The sequence below is a fragment of the Pseudoalteromonas rubra genome, from assembly GCF_005887115.1.
Classification (GTDB): Bacteria; Pseudomonadota; Gammaproteobacteria; order Enterobacterales; family Alteromonadaceae; genus Pseudoalteromonas; species Pseudoalteromonas rubra_F.
In genome coordinates this window covers 177,749-200,109 of the sequence record NZ_PNCJ01000012.1, presented here as the reverse complement: position 1 = coordinate 200,109, position 22,361 = coordinate 177,749, and the positions used below count along the sequence as shown (strand labels likewise).

Below are 22,361 nucleotides of genomic sequence, written 5' to 3'. Positions count from 1 at the left end.
TTTACTTTAGCCTCTCATACTGCCCCGCTTTCGGGAGCTTATTATGCCAGTCCAGGCATCTTACATTTTGGTTATTATGATTTGGTCAACGACCCCGCTGGGGATCGTCATCAGCAGCGCGGGTATGTCACCAACATTAAGTGTGTTTTTACGTATGGCTATTGCGCTAGTGCTGTGCTTTTTTATCATACTGATTGGCCGTTATCGGGTTCCTGTGTCCCGCCGGGCCTGGATCTTGTATTGTTACTCAGGTTTAGGGATTTTTGGTGGTATGTTGCTCAGTTACCTGGCCGCTCAGACCGTACCTTCCGGGGTGATATCATTGGTATTTGGTCTTGCTCCGGTACTGTCGGGCCTGTTTGCTCAGCATTTGTTGCACGAGGCTCGCTTTAGTGTACTCAAGTGGCTGGCTTTGGCTTTATCCTTTGTGGGTTTGTATTTGGTTGTTATGTCACAACTCACAGAGTTGGATCTAGCACCCCGCGGATTGATTTATGTGCTGGGCGCGGTCACCTGCTTTAGTCTCTGTGGCGTGATGGTTAAGCGTGTTCGTTTGGTTGTTCACCCCTTAGCCACCACCTTTGGATCGCTTTTACTGGTGACACCTATGTTTGGTCTGGTGTGGTGGGTGAGTGATGGGCAACTCGACACACAGAGCTGGCAGCAAAGCTCTGTGCTGGCTACGGTGTACTTAGGTGTGTTCGGCTCTTTGATCGGGTTTATCGCTTATTTCCATGTGTTACAAAAACTAAAAGCGAGCACGGTTGCATTAACGACCTTGATCACTCCTGGATTTGCCTTGCTGCTGGGGGCCTGGATCAACAATGAACGGATCACCCTGACTTTACTGACTGGCGCATCCATAATTATGATAAGTCTTGCGGTATTCCAGTTTGGTGAAAGCGGCTGGTCAGCCGTGTCAAACAGAATGAAAAAGCGATTGTTATAAATCGTTACATTGGGCTACTGATCCGAGGTTGGGAACATGTTAAGCTTGTCGAACTGATTGGTAGAGAGTGCATAATCGGGCGTCAGCACTGGACGCGCTCTTATCATTAAACACTTATTATAACTATAAAGCTGAAGGACGATGAAGTTAACATTCCAAGATTTCGAGTTTGACTGCCAAAACCTGGCTTTGTCTAAACAAGGTAGAAAAATCAGTATAAAAGAAAAGCCAGCAACCCTGTTAGGTTTGTTCTTATCTGATCCCCAAAAGATCTACAGCAAGGCTGAGATTCTGGAGCATGTCTGGCCTGGCAGAACTGTGACAGAGCAGGTCGTGTTTCAGAATATTGGTCACTTACGTGCACTATTTGGTGATGATGCGATTAAGACCTTTTCCAAAAAGGGCTATCAATGGCAGCTGCCAGTACAGTCAGCAGAGCCAATCGAGGAGTTGTCACACCATCACGAGACTGCAGAGCAGTCTGTTTCTGCGCCGGTGAAAGAGCACTCAGGGCAAGCAGAACAACCACAGCGCTTACCCTGGAAGTGGTTAGTGCCATTGGCAGCATTAGCCATTGGAGCCGGTGTTGTTGTCATGGTGGTGTAAAGCTGGCGAAACATGGTTGTCGTATGTCAAGTTAGCGATTTTGTCTGAGTGACGGTCACACATTGATATTTTGATGACCAACACAACGTACTTCCCTTGATGTCGATTTTCAGATTATTTATTGGTCTTACCTCAAGGGAGGTTTGTTGACAGCGTTGTTAACTTTATATTAATTTTTACTCCGTATACTGGTGTTCAAACAGTAAGATAAGCCGTTTATTGTGAATTTCAGGTCAAATTTGGCCGATAATTCCGCAAAATCTGGGTTAACTTGCAACAGAAGGGATCATCACCAAGGAGTGCTTTTGACTACTATTGCCTACCACCACAATTCTAAAACTATCTGTACAGATAGCCTGACCTCGACCAACCAGACTATTGTGTCCTGGGCAACGCGCAAATGCCAACGTGTTGAAGACGGTTATCTCTTTGCGTCTGGCAACTGTGCCGAAATTCACCATCTCATAACTCAATGGCGTGAGAATCAATTTGGCGATATTACTTGCTCATTTTTTTTTGTGGATGATGGAGGCCATGTCTTCTTTGGTGAAATTCGCCATGGTCGACGCTTTTTAGAGCCTCTGTCGCTAAACTGGGCCATTGGTAGTGGCGCAAACTGGGCGATCGCAGCGATGGATTTCGGTCGCTCTGCATTTGAGGCCGTTGAGTATGCGTGCCTGCGGGACAAATCCAGTGGCGGCTCTGTTATGACCTACAGACACAACGAAAGGGCGCTTTGGCTGTGTACACCGCTGCACGCAGATGCCGCTATGAGAGTGAACTGACAGACACCTGATAATAGCTGGCGACCAGCGTGAGGCGTTCTTGGCGCAGGGGGCCTGCGTGTAGTTGTGACATTACCTTCTCGAGATTATCACTGTTTACGCCGGACAGTTTTCTGTGTGCTTCGCATAAGGCAAGCCAGGCGGCAAGCTCATGTTGTGGCAGTTCGCAATAATGCGGATTAAAGCCCAGGTATACTTCCAGCGCGCTTAGCCCCTGATGATTGCGCACAACGAGCGCGTCGGCCAGAGACTCATTACGTTCAAACAATAACAAGGAGCGTATGTAGTTAAAGGGAGGCGGCTGGTTTTGTGGGTTGGCAAACAGGCAGTGTAAAAATGTATTGCCCTGATGGTTAGTGACATTAAACGCATTGGCAGCCTGAAGTGCGGGCATAAAAAAGTCCAGCCGTTCACTCGTGTTGATCCCCGCAATAACACCCGGAGGCAGGCCATGATGCGTTATGCAGTGAGCTGCGATATTTTGATAATGCTCGTAATTTGCTGCATGATTACTGGCTGCCTCAAAGCAATGTCTGAGCTGAGCTGAACGCTCTGCGGGTGTCGCTTGCTCAAAACAGCTTAGTATACGTGACAGGCTGAGACTGTGTATCGCCTGGATCATACCCGTGACCGCCGCAGTGGTATCCGGCACAGTTTGAGCATCTTTTTTGTTGTTAACCATATCCATTTACCCGAAGTAGCAGGTTGATGAGTCTGCCATATCTATTTAGCATTATAGGCAGTATACCAATTGGTATGAGCACGTATCCAGTCAGTGAGAGAAAATCTGACTCTGGTCTAAGATGCTTGATGTGGGGAAAATACCATGACGTGTTAAGGATAAAAGGTACAATAGAGACATTATTTATTCAGGACAGTAATTAATGAAGGACCTTACTCAGGGAAAAATCCTCACTCACCTTATTGCTATGGCCGTTCCAATGGCGGTTGGGATGTTTATCCAAACCTTGTATTTTTTGGTTGATCTTTATTTTGTTGGGGCACTTGGAGCACATGCTCTGGCCGGGGTCAGTAACGCGGGCAGTGTGTTCTTTTTTATCATGGCACTGACTCAGGTCCTGAACATTGGTTGTGGTACTTTGGTGGCCCATGCCGTTGGCAGAAAAGATCGTGTACAGGCCAACACATTATTTCATCAAAGTATGCTGATTGCTGCGATTTGCTCAGTTCTGTTGATTGTACTAGGTTACGCGTTTGGTCATGTTTTCTTTGAGTTTATGACGCCCGATGCAATGACTCGCCAAGCCGCAGTGGACTACTTTTACTGGTTCTTGCCTGCATTGGTGTTGCAGTTTGGGCTGACTGTTATGGCTGCAGCACTGCGCGGAGCCGGCGTGGTTAAGCCTGTCATGCTGATTTCTGTTGTGGCTGTGGTTCTGAATATTATTCTGTCGCCTGTTTTGATCTCCGGATGGGGAAGCGGAGTTGCGCTCGGTGTGTCAGGTGCCGGTCTTGCCAGCTCTTTGTCTGCGATCTTCGCCATGGTAATGACGGTTGGGTACTTTGTTCGTAAAGTGGATTATCTTACCATGCCCGCAAAGACGCTGGTGCCTGAACGTCAAGTTATGCTGAAAGTGATTAATTTGGGCTTACCATCAGGTGGTGAGTTTTTACTTACATTTATGTACATGTCGGTAATTTACTGGGCGCTTAGCCAGTTTGCCGCGAGTGCTCAGGCGGGGTTTGGGTTAGGTGTCAGGATCATGCAAGTGCTTTTTTTACCCGTAATGGCAGTCGCGTTTGCCGCTCCTGCGATTGCGGCTCAAAACTATGCTGCGGGTAAATACGACAGGGTGCAGGAAACCCACCGATATACTAATTTACTCACTTGTACGCTGATGGCTATTTTGACCTTGGTATGTTTGATAAATTCAAGCTGGTTTTTCACGCCTTTCAGTGATGAGCCGCACGTCATTTTAGTCGCGGCAACATTTTTGGGATATGTTTGCCTGAACTTTGTACCGGCAGGTTTTACATTTGCCGCCTCTGGCATGTTCCAGGCATTGGGAAACACTTGGCCTGCCTTGTATAGCACGGCCAGCCGGTTGGTCTTGTTTGCAGTTCCTGTTATCTGGTTAGCGGGACAAAGTGACTTTGAAATCGAGCAGATCTGGGTGTTTTCTGTTGCCACGGTTTATTGTCAGGCGATGATCAGTTATCTGTTGCTGCGCCGCGAGATGAATAAAAAGCTGGTGCATACCGGTGAAGAGCCAATGTCCTCTCCTGTTAGCAACTCAACAGGGGTATAAAGACTTAAAAGTGACAGGGATGTTGCTACAAAAACCTGCGCTTGGGCTATTCTTAAGGGGAAGTCAGTGAGCTGATATCACCTAAAGCGCAGGAGAAAGGTATGCATAAAGGTGAAGTGGATTACGGAGAGCGACATCCGAAGGTATTGATGATCTGTGATGATGCACATGAAATGGTGGGCGTATGTAAAGTGATCAGTTCTCAGGTTACTGCATTTAGAACACATGAAGGAGCCCGAGATGCACATAAGGTTATCCGCGAGGGAAAACCGCCCGTGCTTATTTTTGCTATGTTGCATGTTAAGGCGAGCATAGAAACTTATAACTCACTTGCGCAGCGTGGGCTACTGGGCTACCCCCACAAGAGCATCTTGTTATGTGAAAACAAAGAATCGGGAGTTGCTTTTCGTTGCTGCATCAAAGGCATTTTTAACGATTATTTCGTTTTTAAGCCCATGTATGAAAATTACCGACTCAGGATGATTTTGCATAATATCTTGCAGCAGGCAGAGGACACCCAGCAAATCACGGAGTTAAAAGAAGAGCATTTTGGGCGTATCGATAACGGACTAAAACAGCTGATTGATCAGGCTGCCAGCTACCGAGTTAACACAGAGCAGTCTTTCCAGCAAGTCAGAGAGTCACTCAGTGAAGTTCAGGAAGAAGATGAAGTTAACGCACAGTTATTACAACAGCTTAAAGAAAAGCATGTCTTACCTTTGCTGGATAAGTTGCAGCAACAACTGGTGAAAGATATTCAACAGATCACCAAACAACTCAATGACAGCCACTTTACTTTGAATGAACTTGCCGATTTGTTCAGTAATTCACATACGTCTGCTTTTACCTCCGTACTTGAGCACGCTGGTGAACATAAGGAAGAGGTACATTATGATGAACCCGAGCACGATGTAATCGAGCATGAGGCGTCAGCTCAGCATGCAGACCTTCACGCTCACGAAGCCTCACATTCTGACCACGCTCACAATGATGAGTCGACACACGCCTTTGATAGCAATGATGTCCCCGAGCCTGTCAGGGCCAGAGACAAACGGATTATGATAGTTGAGGATAATGAAATTTATCGTGAGATGATTTCAGGGATATTACGGGAGCAGGGGTTCTCCGTTGACGGTATGGAAAATGGGCTGGCTGCCATTAAGGAGCTGCGTAAACATCGCTACGATATGATATTTATGGACCTCTTTATGCCGGGACTGGATGGCTACAATACCACGAAAAATGTGCGTGCCATTGAGCATTGTCGTGGTATACCCATTGTCGCCTTAACCAGTAATCGGAACAAAGATCTTATTCGAAAATGGGCCACACTGGGGCTTGGGGGCTATATTGTTAAGCCTTCCACTAAGCGCAGTATCTTGGATGCCGTAAATAAGCTGCTAGGCACGGAATGTGTCTGATCTGATTACACACAGCGGGTGAAAGGCCGATTATTCGCCGTGATTGATAAGTGCGTTAAGTGCTTTTATCTCCTGAGCTATGTTGATAAGTACAGAACGGCAATCTCGACGGTCGCCGGACAAGGCGGCGTCTTCTAACTCAGCCAGATATTCGCTGCAGCGTTCAGCGCCAATTGCTCGGGCTGATGTTTTTAAAAAGTGTGCATGCTCTTTAAGCTCAGTATAAGCTGCATTGCTGTAAGCGCTCAGAAAAAGCTTGCAGCTGGATTCTGCCTGAGTCACAAAGTCACGCTGAAATCGGGCAATGGTGTCCATGTCTTCGCCAATTAAATCAACAAGTGTTTGCGCATTTAGTCTTGCCAATTGTGAGTGATCACTTGCCATACCATTTCTCTATCACTGATTTGAAACGTTCAAGCTGAACAGGCTTGCCAATACAATCATTTATGCCATAAAGATGGCAGTTTTCCAGCTCATTTTTGACCGCGGCGCCTGTGACCGCCACTATCGGAATGGCTTTGCGTGCCAACTGCTTTTCAGTCTGGCGGATACGTTTGGCCATTTCGTAGCCATCCACAACGGGCATATGACAATCGGTGAGTATGAGTTTGTATTCATCCCGCTGCCAGCTTTCAAACCCTTGTTCACCGTTTTCTGCCAGCGTACAGGTGTATCCGAGTTTCGCGAGCTGTTTCACCATCAGATTTTGATTAAAGGTGTTATCTTCAACCAATAATATACCGGGGCGTAGCCCTGACATACTGGCTTGTGTCTCCTGTTCCTTTGACTGGGTTTCACCAGGAGGGGTTTGTTCTGTATCGGCACAGTTAGCTTGCTTCCCAATAGTGTGAGTCAGTAAATGCATGGCTTGTCGGGTAATACCATAGCGCGTTGCCAGGCTAACATTCAGCGGTGCCGCATCCGGAAGTATCGCCCTTAGTTTCTCTGTTACACCTGTTTGATGACATACAAGCACTTTATGCTCAGTGAGTATCTCTCTATACGCTTTTAACGCTGTCAGCTCCTGCTCAGACTCTACACAGCAGCACACCAAAGTACCTGAGCCGATGGGGGAGGTTAGCTGATTTAGATCTATCTGATGCAATTCATCGGTGAGCGTGTTTAGTACCGACAGCAAATGTGGGTGTAATTGTGTACTGTGGGCTGGGATCACATAAATATGTTGAAACAATGATGGCGCAGTGTGATGTGAGAATCTATGTAACGGAATACACACGCGGAATATACTGCCGCGATCCAGTTTACTTTTAAGCCCAATACGCCCCCCCATCAGGTCAACAATTTTCCTGGAAATGGCGAGCCCCAGACCGGTTCCGCCGTATACCCGGGTGGTAGACTTGTCTGCCTGAGTAAATGGGTGAAAGAGCTTTTTCTGTGTTTTTTCATCAATACCGATTCCATTGTCTTTCACCAGTATACTGAGCTCTCCCTGACTGTGACTTTGTACTTGCCAGTCTACTTCGATCACTACGTTACCACTGGCCTTGGCTGGCGGGCCACTGAATTTTATAGCGTTACTTAACAGGTTGAACAGTACCTGACGAATACGGTTCTCGTCACAATAAAGCATAGTCGGAAGCTGTTCCGACTCAATGACTTTCAGATTAACGCGCCGTTTCTCCGCGTTAGATGCAAAGGTCAGCAGTACATTATGCAGCGTTTTTGAAATATCGAATTCCCTAAATTCCAACTCTAACTTACCTGCCTCAATTTTATTGATATCCAGAATATCATTGAGTATGTCAACCAGGTTTTTAGCCGAGACAGAAGCCGTTTCGAGCAACTCCATCTCTTCCGGATTGTGCTTTTGTAACGAGAGTAATTCGAGCGAACCTATAATGGCATTCATTGGTGTTCTTAGTTCATGGCTGATCATGGCCAGGAAATCGGATTTAGCACGGCTGGCTTGTTCTGCTTTAGTAACGGCGCATTTCAGATCCGATGTGCGGTTCTTAACTCGTGTTTCTAATTCTGCATTCAGCTGAGATAACTTCGAATACGCGCGATAAACCTCCGACTGATCAACACATACACCGTCAAGTCGACAGTGATTTCCATAGCCGTCATCTGTAACAACCCCTTTGGCAAAAATATGCAATTCATCTTTATTGGGCAGCACGGCTCGAAAGACATGTTCGAAGTCCTCACCTGTTTCAAGCGCTTCTTTCAGACCATTTGAAACTCTTTCCCTGTCCTGGGGGTGAATGCGCTCAAGCCACTTTTCATAGCTTCCCGTATCCTGAGCGGCAAGATCAAATATGGCACTGGTTTGAGGGTCCCAATCCCAGTGCCAGCGAGTATTTTGTTTGCTGACTCGCCATGTGCCGACCTTGCCGGCTTCCAATGCAATGCGGCGACTTTCATGCGCGTTATTAAGGTGGATCAGCATTTGTTTTTCTTGCGTACATTCACGCAAAATACCAAATAGACTCAACTGGGTATCACTGTTACGACGCTGATCACCACTGAGCTCAAACCAGTGAGGCACCGAATCGAGCATCACTCTGAATTCAAACTTCAGCCGTACATTTGACTGTATGTGTTCCTCAATGAAGCTTAGCGCCAGTGGTTTATCGTCTTCGTAAATCAGGTTGATGAAATCTTGCCAACTGGACAAAGTTCGGCAGTGCAGGAGTTCACAGAATGTGCGCGAAAAGTAGGGCTGTTCAAAGTCAGCGCTGACTTGCCAGACCCCAATGTCACCGCATTGAAGTGCTAACTCAGCCAGTTCATTCAGATATGACTGGCGTGGGTGTTTAACCGGGTTAAGTATCAAGCAGGTTTCTGAGGTCAGATTGCCGCTGATAAGCATATTGAGTTGTGTACCGCAAGCCAGCAGCGCTTGCGCTGAGCTGCCAGGTGTCTGATTCAAAAACGTACAGCTTTGTTCGTATGTGTCAGTGAGCTGACAAAAATCAAAAAAATCGTGATGTCTGTCGCCTTTCACAGTCAGGCTAAGCAGTGCGCTTGCTGCCTGATTGCAATCCAGTACCTGCCATTGCTCGTTTACGGTCAGTAGTGGAAGATCCAGTAGATGGATATCCATATCATGTCCCTGCCTGATTTTGCCTAATATTAGTATTGTTCAAATTATGAGTGTTGTGGGAAAATTTGCTCAGCTAATTGCATCAAATAAGCTGGTTTGGAAGCTGCCTGCCTTTGGTGTAGTGTTAGTTAACAAGGGAGGAAGATACCTAGGGTATCTTCCAGGTGATTGCTGGTGGCCATTAAATTCATCCTGTGTGAGGTCAGCCTCGCTTGCGAAGGCTGGCCTAGCAGACAGAGATTAGAATTTATTGGCTGGTGGCCAGTGAGGATTGGCGACTTCGTCTTCACCAACGGCCGTGTTTGCTTCTATGGTAATGGAGTGGGGTGTATCTTCTTTGGGAATGGTCACTTCTACCACATAGTTACTAGCTGGGTTGGTTCTTATCTCTTCCATGACCGCCATTAACTCGCTGACTGAGGTAACCAAGCGCCCCTCTCCGCCAAATGCCTGGGTAATATTAGCGATTTTCCAGGCTGGCAGGTCATTGTAGCTATAGACCTTGTCGAGTAACTTGTCCTGATAGTCAACAGGAGGCGTTCTGAATGGGTTTGGATTGACCAGGTATTGTTCTATGCCATAGATGCCGTTTGCCAGCACAAAAACCACCGTGTTTTGCCCATAAGCATGCTGGTCCGCAACTGCCTGACAGGTTTCATGAAAGGCGCCATCACCCACGACCACGATAGCCCGTTTATCCGGAAAAGCGCACTTAATGCCAGTACCAGCAGGGACTGAATAGCCTATTGACAACCACGCCGCCTGGGCGACAAAACCATCCTGCGTCGGTATTTTAACGCTTTGTGCGCCAATCAGTGGGAACCCGGCATCTACAGCCAGAATATCATCTTCATCCAGCCACTGGCTGAGCGTGGCAAAAAAACTGTCATAGCCCAGTTGTGACTCAGCAGGTTGGCTCTTTAGTGCAGGCTTGTCCATACGTAAGCCTTTCAAGTTAGCGCTTTGTTGCTGTGCCAGAGCAGTAAACTCGCAGATAAGGCATCGCAGGTAGTCTGCCAATGTCGCTGACGCATAATAGGTGGCGCCAACGTATACGCCGCCCTGTGCGGCAAGAACGGTTCGGCTGCTGCGAATGTCCTGATTGCCAGTGTCTTTACCAGTCGTCCAGGCACCAACGCCAACCAAAACACCATCGTCCCCAACGAGCGTCTCAACTTCCGCAGGCGTCAAGGTAACACAGCCTTCAAACCATGGGTGGGTTTCTGCAATAACTGATTTGCTCAGCGCAGAGGTGACAAAGTGAATATGCCCTTCCGGCACGGTATGACTGCGGTTTATAACTTCGAGCAATTCTAAAAAGGTATCCTGCAATCCAAAACGCTGCAGCTCTACGCCTGCCCAGAAGATGCTTTTTGGCTGACTGAGCATCAGCTCGATAGTTGCCTTGGCTGCCTGCTGCGCTTCACTGACCGTGACGCTGGCGGGATTGCTAAGCTTGAGAGGCTGGGCCGGTTGAATGCATTCTGCCCGCCACACATCTTCATTCACTTCAAAGTAAACAGGGCGGCGTTCCGTTAATAGCGCTGCCAGTGCTGAATCAATCTGGTAGGGAGCCTGGTTCGCATTCACAATACGCTCTGCGGCAACTGTGATGGGGCGAAACATGTGAATGTCGACAAACTCGTACCCTGTGGTGTGTGAGTAAAGCAGCCCTGCATTTTTTGAGATCTGATCTTCTTTGTTGGTAGGGGCGCCATTTATTAAGATCACCGGGACTTGTTCTACGAAGGAGCCGGCAATGGTGTTGAGCAGGCTGAATGCACCAACGCTGTATGTTACGTACAAGGCACTTGGCCCTTTGAGTCGGGCATAGGCATCTGCGGCAAAACCCGCACAAATCTCATTGGCATTGCCACTAATTTTTATGGGGGAGTGCTGATCAGCCAGTATGGTATCCAGTAGCGCTGCGGTATAGTTACCTGCAACACCAAACATTTGTTCAACACCAATTTCTTCCAGTCGCGCTTTAAAGTAATCGGCAACACTAAAGGTCGGGGTAGCTTGAGTCATTTTTGTTCTCCTGAACAAGCTGGGCGGGTTTCCCCGCCATTGGAAGGAAAGGCACCTGTGTTGGCGCCCGGTGCAGAGCTACTTGAGATCAAAGTAACTGAGGTTGACACCCAGAACGTTTTCAACTTCTGTCTGTTTCTCAATAGGCGCGCTACCTGTTGAGAAGTTGGGCTCTATGTACTGGTTGATTAGCTTGCTGGCATTTTCTTCATAAGCGACTTTAATGGCTTCTGACGAACTAATGTGCGTTGTCTGCTCATAGACCTCGCTCAGCGGTTGTAGCCCAAACCCCTTATTGAGGGCCAGATCGGTTGAGCGTAATGCGCCTTCTACCCAACCCTGATAATCAGAAAAGGCTTCACCACAGGTAAACAGGTTAGGTAAAGGCTCTGTCAGTTCTTCCATCACTTTTTTATCATCAGCACCGACCGCCCATTGGTGCACGCCGAAGCCAAACTGCTGGCTGGGCGGCACATCAAAGCGGACACCACCTTGCCAAATTCGTGCGCTGGTCAGAATTGGCTCTGGCACATAGTGTGTGTTGAAAATATCTTTGAAAAAGCGGGTCGCTTGCTCGACCACGGCCGTTGAGGCCGGGTAGATATCACCCGGGATGTCGGTCACATACTTGTCCTGATGCGGGTGATGATAGGTTTCGCCAATATTTTGCAGCGCACTCCAGAAGTTAATGTTCAGATAGTCACAATAGATAGTCAGGGCGGCAGGGCGCTCGTACTTTTCGTTGCCAATGTGATCCAGCTTGGCCTGTGTACTCTCGGATGGGTCGGTTTTGCGCTCCTGATACATCAGGGCCGCGACCAGTTCCTCGTTGACTGCATAAAAGGGGTAAACAGAGCCGGTAGGCAGGTCCGCAAAGTTCGGGCCGAACTCAACAGCCGGACGGCCAGTCGTGCCGCGTCCCCACCAGGCATTGTCGTAGTAGAGGTTGATCTTCAGCAGCGGCTGGTTCGAGGTGGTTTGCAGGGTATTCCACAGTTGTTCAGAACGTTCTTTGTCCAGGGTATTAAACGCATTTGAGCGAACGAACAGTTTTTCCAGTGCCAGACGAGGAAGCGCCAAAATGACTTTGTCAGCTGTGACTTTACCCTTATGGCTGCGCCCGTTTTCATCAGTGTGGAGATAGTGTAGTTCGTAGCGGTTGTCCGCCTCAAGATAAGAAATTTCCTCAATACTGGTTTGCAGGTGAATGTTGTCAGTGCCTATTTTATCTACAAGCGCATTTGGCAGGGTGCTGAATCCGTCTTTGAATGTTTTAAATTGTACGCCAGCCGGGAAATCTTCCAACAATTGATAGGCTACTCCTGCATTCATTTGAGATAAAAAAGTGCCATTAAAGCCAAGTACTCGATACAGCATATTAATACATTCCTGAGAATACCCCATCGCTGTGTACAGATCCCACAGGGTCCACTCATTGAGTGTTTTACCTTGCCACTGACATTCGAGGCGGAATGCTTGCCAGAACTCAGGGCCTCTGACTTCGGGACGTGCCTTAAATTGTGGATTGGCTTGCAATATCCGATTGAACACAACATTAACAATGTCTTTTGGGTTAACGCCTTGCTCAGACGGGGCCAGGTTGTATAGTTCAGACCAAATCTTGTAATTGTCTTGAGCAGCTGTATTCACACTGAAGCTCTTACCGCGGAAGAACAGGCGATTGTCACCACCACTGTTCATCGGGAAAGGGACAATTTGATCCTGCAGGTCGAGATTAAGAAACAGCGCCATTAAATCGTCCATACCATCAAATAAAAAGCGCATCCCACCTTGCTCTTCTTTTACTGTGATAGTGGGCGGGGTATTACTATGCTGATTTTTGAATTGAATTAAATCTGAGTCAAGTCGGCCGCCGGTACGATTGGAGCGCTCAAAGATGGCAAGTTTTTCACAGTTTGATTCGTTTTGCAGGCGCCACGCACTGTATAGCCCAGCCATACCGGCCCCGACAATGGCGACCTCCAGATGATTTGGAAGGCTTTTATCATCGATTTCATTGCCAAAAGAATAATGCGTCATAGTAGTTCCTTAGTTTGCTATTTACCGTTTTTGTCACAAACGACGGCAACAATCTGTACGACGACTTCTGTTCAATTGTGTGGACTTGTTTTGTTTGCCTTTCAGTAGATAGGGTTGAAAGCATGAGAAGGGCGCAAATCAATCAAGCTCTATTACAATGCTGACACCAAAAAGACATAACTCATATCAAATGTAGCACAAGGGTTAATTTTTATGCTAATTGCATTCAATAAATCACATTGAATGCACTATGCTATTGAATATTTTAAGGTTAAATTTATCCAATAGTCTGGTTCTCTGCAGCAAGTCTGTTTTTCAGGGACTTGAGCCTGACGGGGAAATATTGCACACTCCTGATGGGGACACTGGCTTGGGCTGTGTGTGTATTGTGAATCTGAGAGATGGATCTATGCGTTATCTGCTCAACAATGTCGAGGTAGACCTGGTTAAAGGCATCGCAACGACCTCTGATGGATCACGAGATATCAGAGCTAAAACGCTGGCGGTGTTGCAGATATTGATCCAGTACTCTGATCGGATTGTGACCAAGGCACAGTTGCTTGATACGGTGTGGCGAGGGGTTGTTGTACAGGAACAGGTGCTGGTACAGTCCATTCGAGAGCTGCGGGAGATCTTTGGGGCAGACGCCATCAAAACCCATCCGCGTATTGGCTACCAGCTGACCATAGCACCTGTGTCGGTAGATAGTTCAAAAGCAGGCCAAAAGTACTCTGTCGCAGCGTTTTTGAGTGTCATAGTATTGGCGATGTTCTGGGTGCTGCTAAGCCAATGGTGGGAAAAGGATTTATCTTCAGAACACTATCCTACCGTGGCATTTTTGCCTGTCGACAATGCTATGCTGGATGATGTTCATGCTACTGTGCCCCTCACGGGGCTCTCATATCTGAGTGAACAGACCCTGCAAGAGTCTGCGTTGCCCGTTGTTACCGCTGAGCATGTGCTGACCACCATATCTCATAGTCCCTGGTACTCTGACGATACTGCACAGATCAGACTATCGCATCGACAAGAGGTCCTGCAACTATTAGAGCGATTGGGTGCTGATATATTGGTCGAAACACGTCTGAGTGGCTTTCCGCAAGACATGCAATTGCAATATACCTTACATTTCAAACACAGTGAAGAGCAGGGAGTGGTGTTTGCTGCCAGCCCAGAGCTTGCTTATCAGGACCTGATTACACGATTGACGGCCCGTTATGGTAAACCCTCTCAGACCCTGCATACGCAGCGAAATTTAGATTTTAGCAATGAGGCATTCGCCAGAGGGGTGCAGTTATATCTGGCGCGCAATTACCTGGATGCGATAGCTTTATTACGCACTGCCCTCAGTCATTCTGAGGATCCGTTAACTGTCAGGCGTTATCTTGCCGCAAGCCTGGCAAATCAGGGGGACATTTCGGCTGCTTTGGCGTTGTTGCAGCAAAACATCGATGAAAAAGGCGACGATTCAGTCACCCGCCGTGAACGTATGCGTGCTAATCTGATGACCGGTTATTTGTTGGTGAATTGGCCGCAGGCAGACGATCGTGCTCAAGAGCTTGAGCGTGCGCAGCAATATATCGCCATCGCTCACGAGCAGGCTACTGATAATGCAGACCAATTGTTTATTGCGTATGCACTTGAAGAGCTGGGCAAGATTAAGCGTATTCAGGGTCGCTATAGCGAAGCGTCTCGTTTGTTGCATTCGGCATTGGGCTACCATCAGCGTTTCGACGCTATCTATGGCCAGACTAACGCACTCATAGAGCTAGCCCGAATTGCAGCGCAGCAGGGAGAAATGAAAGAGGCAGCGCGCTTGTTTGAACAGGCGCATCAGGTGGCAAAAGCGAGTAACGCCATCCCTAATCAGATCTGGATCTGGCTGGCCGAGGCAGATCTGTTACGCCAGTCACAGAAAGTAGAGCAGGCACATCGACTGGCATCACGTGCCAGAGCACTTGCGCGTGACGCCGATGACCCGGTTTTGATTGAGCGGGTTGAAGCCTGGTTTGCCCGGGCTTCTATATACACAGTTAACTGAAATTTATGCTCCGGACAGACTGCTCACAGGCTGCAATAGTCTGCATACTCAGACGGGGCTACAGTATCTTTTTGTTTAATGTTCTGGCTTCGTAATTGTTGAACCTGCTTGCTGACTTCATTGACCGCAACAATACTGTCTTTAACAAAATAGACCCAGTCGACATCCTGATAATACTGACGCATCTCGCTGGAGTTAACGATTTTATTGGGATCGAACCACTGATTAAAGTTAATTGACATAGCGACTTCCGGGTAAACATCGCTGCCATGTTCTGCATACAGCTTACCATTGATATAGTATTTTAAGGTCTCATTGCCCACTTGCAGAACCAGGGTGTTCCATCCCTCCAGTGGATTTATGTCGTAATCGTATGCATTCACTTTGGTCCAGGGCGTAAGCTGGAAGGTTTCCCAGGAGGTAGCAAACAGGGCGTGTCGGTCGGTACCCCAGCCACCGTTGGGCAGGTATTCAAAATCCATTTCACTGTAGTTTTTATCCATCGGTGCGGCCAAAGGGCTGATAGCATAGAATGTCTGGATCACACCATCTCCATCGGGCCCGTATTGTGGTTTGTCAGTAAAATATACCCGGGCAGCATAGGTACCTTCCAGATATTTCCGCTTATGACACACTTGCACATGGCGTGTATTTGCTGCACTGCCATCCGTTTTGGATGTTAGGCGCATAACGCGGTTGTCGGGGTTATGTGGGTCAACATGAAAGCTTACACCTTCATGCCACCAGGTAGCATTTTTGATCCCTGGGTGGCCGACTTCAGAGCGAAGTTGCCAGCCGTGCTTTTGTGCCTCAGCAAAGCGTGTATAACTAAAGTCATCAAACATGACCTGGGTGGGTTGTGCACCCAGAGGTTGACTGGCGCAGGCTATCAACATACTGGCACCTAAGGTGGCCAGAGAGAAAAAGACAGAGTTTTTCATCACGTATTCCTTTTTTGTTATTGGACAGGAACAGCGTTGACTGGTGGGAGGAGATAAGCCAGTTAAAAATGCTTAAATTAACCGAGTGAGCGTATTAAAAAATATTAAATGTTTGATTTTTATAAATTGATTTTAAAAATGAGCCTTAGCTCTTCCTTAAGCAGGCTCATTGGGCTAGTAAGCTTTTTAATTTTGCACGTCGACTTCCTGGCCATTGGTCAGTCGTTCAGCTCCACGTACCGCGACTCTATCTCCTGCCAGCAGCTGGTGTTCAGGTTTGGGAGCAATTGCAACCAGTTTGCCCTGACCCTTGCCAACCGTCACCGGTACCTGGGTTGCGGTGTTATTGTCTTCAATTTTGACAACATGAACGCCCTGCTTACGCAGGATGAGGGCATCGCGATTTACCAATAATGCTTGATCACTGACGGCCAATGGCACTTTGACATCAACAAGTTGCCCGACGGCCCAGAGGTGTTTGCTAGCAGGCGCATTTTGTTGCTCGAGTAAGGCACGTACTTCAAAGGTCTGTGAACGAGGGTCGGTGGCAGGGATCACGGCACTGATACGTGCGGCAGCGGTCTGCGGGGCATCTAGATTGCCTGCGCTGACGGGAAGTGTCTGCCCGACGCTCAGATAGCTGAGATACTTGACCGGCACATAAAGACGGGCTTCGAGCTGGTGTATATCTACCAGGTTGAGTAATTCATCAGCCCGGCTCACATCGCGTCCTGCACGGTGGTAGCGTTTGCTGACCGTCCCTGCAAACGGGGCTCTCACAGTGGCACGGTTGAGTTTGTCGTCTATCACTTTGAGCTCAACCTGTGCGAGGGCAATATCAGAGTGCACCAAGTCATGTGCATTTTGGACCTTGTCTACCTGACTGGCCGCCGCACTGCTGGTTTTGGCCAGCTCTTTGAGGCGCGCCAGTTCCTGTTGTTGAAAACGCAAATTGATTCGAGCACGCTTGAGCATCTCTTGCTGGCGCGCCTTTTCGAGCTCCAGGGGCAGTGTGTCTATACGGACTAGTACATCGCCCTCAGCAACTTCAAGGCCGGGCTCGGCAACATATTGCAATCTGCCTGTCACGCCCGCGGTAATCACCATATCGCGCTTGCCATGCAAGGTACCGTTTACTGCCAGCTCACTGGTGAGTTGGCCCTGAGAAACTGCTTCTACAGCGACGGGTTGTGCGGCATCAGCCTGCTGGCTAAAGGTTACTGCACTGGCGGCAATAAGAGTGACCAGTGCGCACTTAAATTGATTTGCAAACATAAGGGGCTCCTATTGATTCGCGACCAGATTTAACTGAGGTTTAGTATTGTTAGTAGCTTTAGGGGTTGGCTTTTTATCACTGCCAAGTTGCAACAGGCTGGGCATGAGTACCAGGGTAAACAAGGCACTAATTGCCATGCCACCGACGATGACGGTTGCCAGGCCACGATAGATTTCCGATCCCACGCCAGGCATTAACATCAGAGGCAGCATACCGAAGAGGCTGGTCAGTGTACTCAAATATACAGGACGTGCTCGCATCAGCACTGCTTGCTCAACTGCATCGCGACGGTCCATTCCCTGGGCCTGTGCATGACGCGTTTGGTCGACAAGCAAAATGGCATTATTTACGACCAGGCCCAGTAAGATGATGAAGCCTATCATGGTAAGTAAATCCAAAGACTGAAAGGTAAACAGGTTCAGAATATAGAGCGCCAGTACACCACCGGCAATGGCCAATGGCATCACCAGTAATACCAAAGCGCTATCGCGAACGGATTTAAATAGTGCCGTCATCAACAGGAACAAAATAAACAGGGCGAGGAAGAAGTTGAGAGTCATTTCTTCGATAGCACTATTCATTTTCTGGGCATTACCGCCAAGAATGACGCCGGCTGTTTCGGGCAGCTGAGCTTTGATTTTAGGCATTACCTGCTCAGCCAGAATCGCCTGTGCCTGTTGCAGACTCATTTCGGCAGGTGGTGTCACTATGATGCTGACGGTGCGGCGACCATTGATCCTTTGTAACTGACTGGGCCCGACGGTGCGCGTTACTTCTGCAAGCTCCCCTAAAGTCTGGATCCCGGCATCTGGTGTGAACAAAGGCAGTGCTTTAAGCTCTTCGGGTGTCTGCCAGGCCTGGGCACGCAAAATCACGTTCATCCGCTCGTTACCGTTAAAATACTCGTTGATAAACAGGCCACCGGTAAAGGCCTGAACAGCCTGAGAGACATCCTGACGGCTCAGCCCCGCTTGAGTAATTCGCCGGTCATTAGGCTGTAGCCTGAGTTCAGGCTCCGCCATATCAAGGCGAGGTTGCGGTCGGGCTGTCGCCTCAGGCATGGCGGTTTGCACTGCCTGAAGTGCCACTTGGGCACCCGCGATAAGGTCGTCCATATCCGGCCCGGTAAGCTCAATATTGATGTCGCGGCCATCACCGCCATTGGCAATGTTAATCATGGATCCGCGGAAAAAGAACACCCGAGTATCGGGCAGATCGACAAAGATTTCCTCTCTGGCGACCTGCATGAGCTCTTCAACACGCTGTGGGTCGGCTGAATAGATAAAACCTCCCGCGTTTGCTCCAAAAATATAAAAATTGAAGTCCTTAATACCCGGTTGCTTATCACCGTGATAATAGGGCATCAGACGTGCACGGACCCGTTTGAGTAATTCATCCTCCATGTAGGCCATGTTTCCGCCAGGCGGCGTGACCAAATTAAAGAAGAAGCCATCGGTAGGCGCACGAGGCATGAAATCGGTCTTTGGTAACATTGTGAGAGTTACTATTGCGGAGCCACCTAGCAGTGCACAGATCCAGCTCAGTTGTTTTACTTTGCTGTTAGTCAGACGCATGATTAGGGTTGTCAGCTTGTGCCAGTAATGCTTATACGGGTCGGTTTGTGTTTTGCTATCCGGCAGGTATCGATTGGCAACCGGGATAATCGTCAATGCACAGATCATGGATGCGACCACGGCTATTGAGAGTGTCAGAGCCAGATCTGAAAACAGTTGCCCCTCAATACCAGCCATGAAGAGAATGGGCAGGAAAATAGCAACACTGGTCGCCGTAGAGGCAAACAAGGCACCGGCTACCTGCCCAGCACCACGCAACGCGGCTTTGTAATCATCAAATCCGTTGGATTTTAATCGGGTAATGTTTTCCTGCACGATAATCGCAGCATCTAATACCAGACCAACAGCGAACGCCAGACCTGCCAGCGAAATAACGTTAAGACTGCGCTCAAAAGCGCTCAGTGCAAGAAACGCAACCATCAGAGATACTGGGATAGTCGCAGCAATAATCAGCGTGGTTTTGATGCCCCTGAAGAACAGCCACAAAATGGCCAGCGACAGCAGCACACCGAGTCCAAGATTACTTTTGACCAATAGTAGTGCATTGCGGATATGGACAGAAGCATCATAGCTTAGCTCAATCGAAATGCCGGCTTCAGGCAGTGGTCCTGCGTTTAATTCATTGATAGCCTGATTGATGCCGTCGAGCAAAGCAACAGTATTGGCACCGTTTGCCCGAGACACGGTAATATAATAGGCCGGTTTACCATTTCGGCCACTCATTGCCCGGCGATCTGAGTATGTTTCGGCGACAGTGGCGACGTCACCCAAATAGATAGGTCGTTCCTGCGAGTAGCCAATACGCATTTGCAGCATATCTTGCAGGTCGTATTGGCCTGTGAAACGTACAGTATATTGACGTCGACCAACGTCTGCCAGACCTCCCGAGGTATCTCTGGAGCTGGCAAGCGTTTGTCTGATTTGTCCCAGCGAGATCCCTAATGCGGCTGCTTTATGAGGGTCAAAGGTGATACGTAATTCTTTTGGCCTTTCACTGGCCAAATTAACTCGGGCCACACCGGGTATGCTTGCCAAACGAGGTTCAATTAGCTCTTCTATGGTTTTTTGAAATTGAGCCATATCCAGATCTAAACCATCTCCCTCATAGTTGAGAGGTGTTACAAGCAAGGAAGCGGCATTGGGCCCGGCTGGTCCGCCATTACCTCCTGCACTGACAACAGGGTCAATGGCATCCAACGGTAAAGGTGGCGCCTGATTCAGGTTGGTCAGGACATCCAGCATGGCTTGCTGCATATCGGTGCCGACGGCAAAAGTTAACGAGATAAAGCCGTTCCCTCGATTGATAGTGGTATTAACTTCCAGCGCGCCCGGGGTATTTTTAACCGCGTTTTCGAGTGGCTCAATGATCACCGACTCAATCTCTTCGGGTGCAGCTTCCCGCCAGCCAGAAAATATGGTTATTTGTGGTTGTTCTATATCTGGTGTCAGCTGGATTGGTAACTTGAAAATACTGAGAATGCCAAACAGTATTAGCAGCACCAGGATCACCACGACAGCAGCGGGGTTTTTCAATGAATTGCGTGTCAGGTTCATAACAACGTCCAAGTGTTGATCTTCACTGTGCAGTTTAATGAAATGACAAAAAACTGCTAGCGGCAGGTAAGTAGGTATTTTTGAAAATCACGACAAATAGCAACATATTAGCGGTGATTTGCTATGTCGTAATACCTTGTAACGATTTAACAGAGTCAGACACAGTTTTAACACCCATCTGAAGTCGTGTTTTGGCTGTTTTTTAGACTGTGCCCAGTTCTGGGGCAGTGATCGGATTGGCGCTTTGGTTGAATGCCGGGTACCTGGCGGTTGGGTTATTATTTTCTCAATTCACATCAAAATATGTCATGAAAAAATTCATTAATTGACTACTTTTTGACAACAATTTCCGGTAAGCTGCGCGCGCATTCTGGAGGATGCCCGCATTTACCATGCAGGGTTTCGATCTAACCGAGATAAATTGAGCTTAGAAGGAGAGTTGAGATGTTTGTTGCGTTGAAGTGGGACCATCAGATTGGTGCCCATTTTGTTTCCTGGATTGTGGTTGAATGTTCGGCCGTAAGAGAAAAGTTTGGTCTTCCGCAGGCCTTACCACCACGGCGTGATGTCGCCTATTTTGTTGATCCAGCCACTGCTGAGGAAGACGCAAAAGCCTTTGCTGATTATAAAAATGGTGTAACCAGCATTGAGAGTTGTGCAGATTATGCCCCTTATTTGTCTGATCATCATGGATTCTGCCACTATAGCTGGGATCATACTTACCTGGAAGAGCTGGTGAAGCATGCCGTGTTGTACTGGGAAGATGGTCAACATAACCGGCCAGAGCCGGTGCGCGACGATGTCGCTTATTTCGCTTGCCCGAGAGACTCCGAGTCTGATAGCCGATTTTTTGCGCAGTATAAGCTGCACACATCCACTGAGGCATTCGCAAAGTCAGCTTAAGGTTGTACAGAGCAAGCCCGCACTATCGCGGGCTTGCAGGAAAGCTACTGTGCCGCTAACACGTCAGCGGTAGTGAAAGTAGGATATCCCGTGGGTTTGAAGCGGTTAAGGTTAGTTAAAAATCGACTGTCCTTTACGGGTAAGGTCGCTGAGCCATAATCGTATTGATTTAGCTTATCGCGCAAACCTTGATTATCTATGCCATCTCCGGACATTTCGTACCAGCTGATGATTGCTGGTGTGACAAAGCGATTATACCCATTCTCAGCTGCTTCATTCGATTTTGCAAAACGAAATGCGTGAGTAAGAATACCATCCTTGTGGTAGACAATTTTCAGATGACCATTTTCAAAGGGGAGTTCGTTAGCTGGCTTGGTAAATAAATCACCGTGGGCGCTGTAGCTGCCGTGTGTGACCTGGCCGTCTTTGGTCCATACTGCGGCATATTCCCAGTCATGGCGATGTCCACCTCCAAAATAGGGGAATACCTGGTCCTTTTTGAAATACATAGCGTAAAAGTGACCACAGTATCGACCTTGCCCAGTTTCTGCGCAGGCGTATCGGTGCACGGTGTTTGAGGTGGCTAAAAACTGGCTGTCTCTGCAACTGCCACCCAAACTACCCGACGTTTTCAATCCTGCATTCTGTTGTCCGGTCCTGCTGATCCCAGCGCTTGGTAAACAGCCATCTCCGTCAAAATCGAATACGGGCTCGGTACCATTGATCACATACCCACCAGGCAGCGCTTGATCGAGTGCGGCGAAATCATTGGCCACAGCGCCACCGCTTAGCAGGGTGGTGGCGACAAATGAGAGGGCAGTAGCACGTGGATGGTTTGTTGTCATAATCATTCCTTACATCATAGAGAGTTGTCATTGTGAGGCGACAATATGACATAAGGGT

General features: G+C 48.2%; 16 protein-coding genes. 7 read left to right on the top strand and 9 right to left on the bottom strand.

Features of this window, described 5'->3' with window-relative positions; all coding sequences use genetic code 11:
- Positions 1 to 43: 43 nt before the first annotated feature.
- From CWB98_RS08630 to CWB98_RS08620, 3 genes are all read left to right on the top strand, one after another.
- The gene (locus CWB98_RS08630) at positions 44 to 949 is read left to right on the top strand and encodes a DMT family transporter (protein WP_138544495.1); all 906 of its coding nucleotides are present in this window, start codon (positions 44 to 46) and stop codon (positions 947 to 949) included.
- Positions 950 to 1,090: 141 nt separating this feature from the next.
- On the top strand, positions 1,091 to 1,555 hold the full coding sequence (locus tag CWB98_RS08625; RefSeq protein ID WP_138544494.1) for a winged helix-turn-helix domain-containing protein: 465 nt from the start codon (positions 1,091 to 1,093) through the stop codon (positions 1,553 to 1,555).
- A gap of 305 nt (positions 1,556 to 1,860) precedes the next feature.
- A complete protein-coding gene (locus tag CWB98_RS08620; RefSeq protein WP_138544493.1) occupies positions 1,861 to 2,340 on the top strand; it encodes a proteasome subunit alpha in 480 nt (159 codons plus the stop codon).
- Here the strand turns inward: CWB98_RS08620 and CWB98_RS08615 are convergent.
- Positions 2,324 to 3,022, bottom strand: coding sequence for a hypothetical protein (locus tag CWB98_RS08615; RefSeq protein ID WP_138544492.1), 699 nt, complete (start codon positions 3,020 to 3,022; stop codon positions 2,324 to 2,326). The two genes, CWB98_RS08620 and CWB98_RS08615, sit on opposite strands and share 17 nt — an antisense overlap.
- Positions 3,023 to 3,224: 202 nt before the next feature.
- Between CWB98_RS08615 and CWB98_RS08610 the strand changes: the two genes are divergently transcribed.
- Both CWB98_RS08610 and CWB98_RS08605 read left to right on the top strand, forming a co-directional pair.
- Positions 3,225 to 4,610, top strand: coding sequence for an MATE family efflux transporter (locus CWB98_RS08610; RefSeq protein WP_138544491.1), 1,386 nt, complete (start codon positions 3,225 to 3,227; stop codon positions 4,608 to 4,610).
- 101 nt (positions 4,611 to 4,711) lie between these two features.
- On the top strand, positions 4,712 to 6,031 hold the full coding sequence (locus CWB98_RS08605) for a response regulator (RefSeq protein WP_249364642.1): 1,320 nt from the start codon (positions 4,712 to 4,714) through the stop codon (positions 6,029 to 6,031).
- Positions 6,032 to 6,061: 30 nt separating this feature from the next.
- Here the strand turns inward: CWB98_RS08605 and CWB98_RS08600 are convergent, their stop codons facing one another.
- From CWB98_RS08600 to CWB98_RS08585, 4 genes are all read right to left on the bottom strand, one after another.
- Entirely contained in the window at positions 6,062 to 6,415 is a 354-nt protein-coding gene (locus CWB98_RS08600) for an Hpt domain-containing protein (RefSeq protein ID WP_138544490.1), read from the bottom strand.
- Positions 6,405 to 9,098 carry a hybrid sensor histidine kinase/response regulator gene (locus CWB98_RS08595; RefSeq protein ID WP_138544489.1) on the bottom strand — a complete coding sequence of 898 codons (2,694 nt, stop codon included), beginning with the start codon at positions 9,096 to 9,098 and terminating at the stop codon, positions 6,405 to 6,407. The genes CWB98_RS08600 and CWB98_RS08595 overlap by 11 nt, the downstream gene beginning before the upstream one ends.
- A gap of 240 nt (positions 9,099 to 9,338) precedes the next feature.
- Positions 9,339 to 11,129 carry an alpha-keto acid decarboxylase family protein gene (locus tag CWB98_RS08590; RefSeq protein ID WP_138544488.1) on the bottom strand — a complete coding sequence of 597 codons (1,791 nt, stop codon included), beginning with the start codon at positions 11,127 to 11,129 and terminating at the stop codon, positions 9,339 to 9,341.
- 78 nt (positions 11,130 to 11,207) lie between these two features.
- Positions 11,208 to 13,169, bottom strand: a complete 1,962-nt coding sequence (locus CWB98_RS08585; protein WP_138544487.1) for an FAD-dependent L-amino acid oxidase — start codon at positions 13,167 to 13,169, stop codon at positions 11,208 to 11,210.
- Between the two features lie 409 nt (positions 13,170 to 13,578).
- On the opposite strand from CWB98_RS08585, the gene CWB98_RS08580 reads away from it, so the two are divergent.
- Positions 13,579 to 15,210 (top strand): winged helix-turn-helix domain-containing protein, encoded by a 1,632-nt coding sequence (locus CWB98_RS08580; RefSeq protein WP_171045613.1) that lies wholly within the window; start codon positions 13,579 to 13,581, stop codon positions 15,208 to 15,210.
- 23 nt (positions 15,211 to 15,233) lie between these two features.
- Here the strand turns inward: CWB98_RS08580 and CWB98_RS08575 are convergent, their stop codons facing one another.
- From CWB98_RS08575 to CWB98_RS08565, 3 genes are all read right to left on the bottom strand, one after another.
- Positions 15,234 to 16,151, bottom strand: coding sequence for a glycoside hydrolase family 16 protein (locus CWB98_RS08575; protein WP_138544485.1), 918 nt, complete (start codon positions 16,149 to 16,151; stop codon positions 15,234 to 15,236).
- Positions 16,152 to 16,337: 186 nt separating this feature from the next.
- The gene (locus tag CWB98_RS08570) at positions 16,338 to 17,426 is read right to left on the bottom strand and encodes an efflux RND transporter periplasmic adaptor subunit (RefSeq protein ID WP_138544484.1); all 1,089 of its coding nucleotides are present in this window, start codon (positions 17,424 to 17,426) and stop codon (positions 16,338 to 16,340) included.
- 9 nt (positions 17,427 to 17,435) lie between these two features.
- Complete coding sequence (locus CWB98_RS08565) at positions 17,436 to 20,555, bottom strand: efflux RND transporter permease subunit (protein ID WP_138544483.1); 3,120 nt, start codon at positions 20,553 to 20,555, stop codon at positions 17,436 to 17,438.
- A gap of 444 nt (positions 20,556 to 20,999) precedes the next feature.
- On the opposite strand from CWB98_RS08565, the gene CWB98_RS08560 reads away from it, so the two are divergent.
- A complete protein-coding gene (locus CWB98_RS08560; RefSeq protein ID WP_054014144.1) occupies positions 21,000 to 21,458 on the top strand; it encodes a hypothetical protein in 459 nt (152 codons plus the stop codon).
- A 44-nt stretch (positions 21,459 to 21,502) separates the two neighbouring features.
- On the opposite strand, the gene CWB98_RS08555 is transcribed toward CWB98_RS08560, so the two are convergent.
- Positions 21,503 to 22,303, bottom strand: a complete 801-nt coding sequence (locus CWB98_RS08555; protein ID WP_138544482.1) for an NPP1 family protein — start codon at positions 22,301 to 22,303, stop codon at positions 21,503 to 21,505.
- Positions 22,304 to 22,361: the final 58 nt, after the last annotated feature.

What these genes read in the sequence shown, in the direction of transcription:
- CWB98_RS08585 (WP_138544487.1), bottom strand. Translation starts at nt 13,169, where the DNA reads ATGACGCATTATTCTTTTGGCAATGAAATCGATGATAAAAGCCTTCCA.
- CWB98_RS08600 (WP_138544490.1), bottom strand. Translation starts at nt 6,415, where the DNA reads ATGGCAAGTGATCACTCACAATTGGCAAGACTAAATGCGCAAACACTT.
- CWB98_RS08570 (WP_138544484.1), bottom strand. Translation starts at nt 17,426, where the DNA reads ATGTTTGCAAATCAATTTAAGTGCGCACTGGTCACTCTTATTGCCGCC.
- CWB98_RS08630 (WP_138544495.1), top strand. Translation starts at nt 44, where the DNA reads ATGCCAGTCCAGGCATCTTACATTTTGGTTATTATGATTTGGTCAACG.
- CWB98_RS08555 (WP_138544482.1), bottom strand. Translation starts at nt 22,303, where the DNA reads ATGACAACAAACCATCCACGTGCTACTGCCCTCTCATTTGTCGCCACC.
- CWB98_RS08615 (WP_138544492.1), bottom strand. Translation starts at nt 3,022, where the DNA reads ATGGTTAACAACAAAAAAGATGCTCAAACTGTGCCGGATACCACTGCG.
- CWB98_RS08575 (WP_138544485.1), bottom strand. Translation starts at nt 16,151, where the DNA reads ATGAAAAACTCTGTCTTTTTCTCTCTGGCCACCTTAGGTGCCAGTATG.
- CWB98_RS08590 (WP_138544488.1), bottom strand. Translation starts at nt 11,129, where the DNA reads ATGACTCAAGCTACCCCGACCTTTAGTGTTGCCGATTACTTTAAAGCG.
- CWB98_RS08610 (WP_138544491.1), top strand. Translation starts at nt 3,225, where the DNA reads ATGAAGGACCTTACTCAGGGAAAAATCCTCACTCACCTTATTGCTATG.
- CWB98_RS08625 (WP_138544494.1), top strand. Translation starts at nt 1,091, where the DNA reads ATGAAGTTAACATTCCAAGATTTCGAGTTTGACTGCCAAAACCTGGCT.
- CWB98_RS08565 (WP_138544483.1), bottom strand. Translation starts at nt 20,555, where the DNA reads ATGAACCTGACACGCAATTCATTGAAAAACCCCGCTGCTGTCGTGGTG.
- CWB98_RS08605 (WP_249364642.1), top strand. Translation starts at nt 4,712, where the DNA reads ATGCATAAAGGTGAAGTGGATTACGGAGAGCGACATCCGAAGGTATTG.
- CWB98_RS08580 (WP_171045613.1), top strand. Translation starts at nt 13,579, where the DNA reads ATGCGTTATCTGCTCAACAATGTCGAGGTAGACCTGGTTAAAGGCATC.
- CWB98_RS08560 (WP_054014144.1), top strand. Translation starts at nt 21,000, where the DNA reads ATGTTTGTTGCGTTGAAGTGGGACCATCAGATTGGTGCCCATTTTGTT.
- CWB98_RS08595 (WP_138544489.1), bottom strand. Translation starts at nt 9,098, where the DNA reads ATGGATATCCATCTACTGGATCTTCCACTACTGACCGTAAACGAGCAA.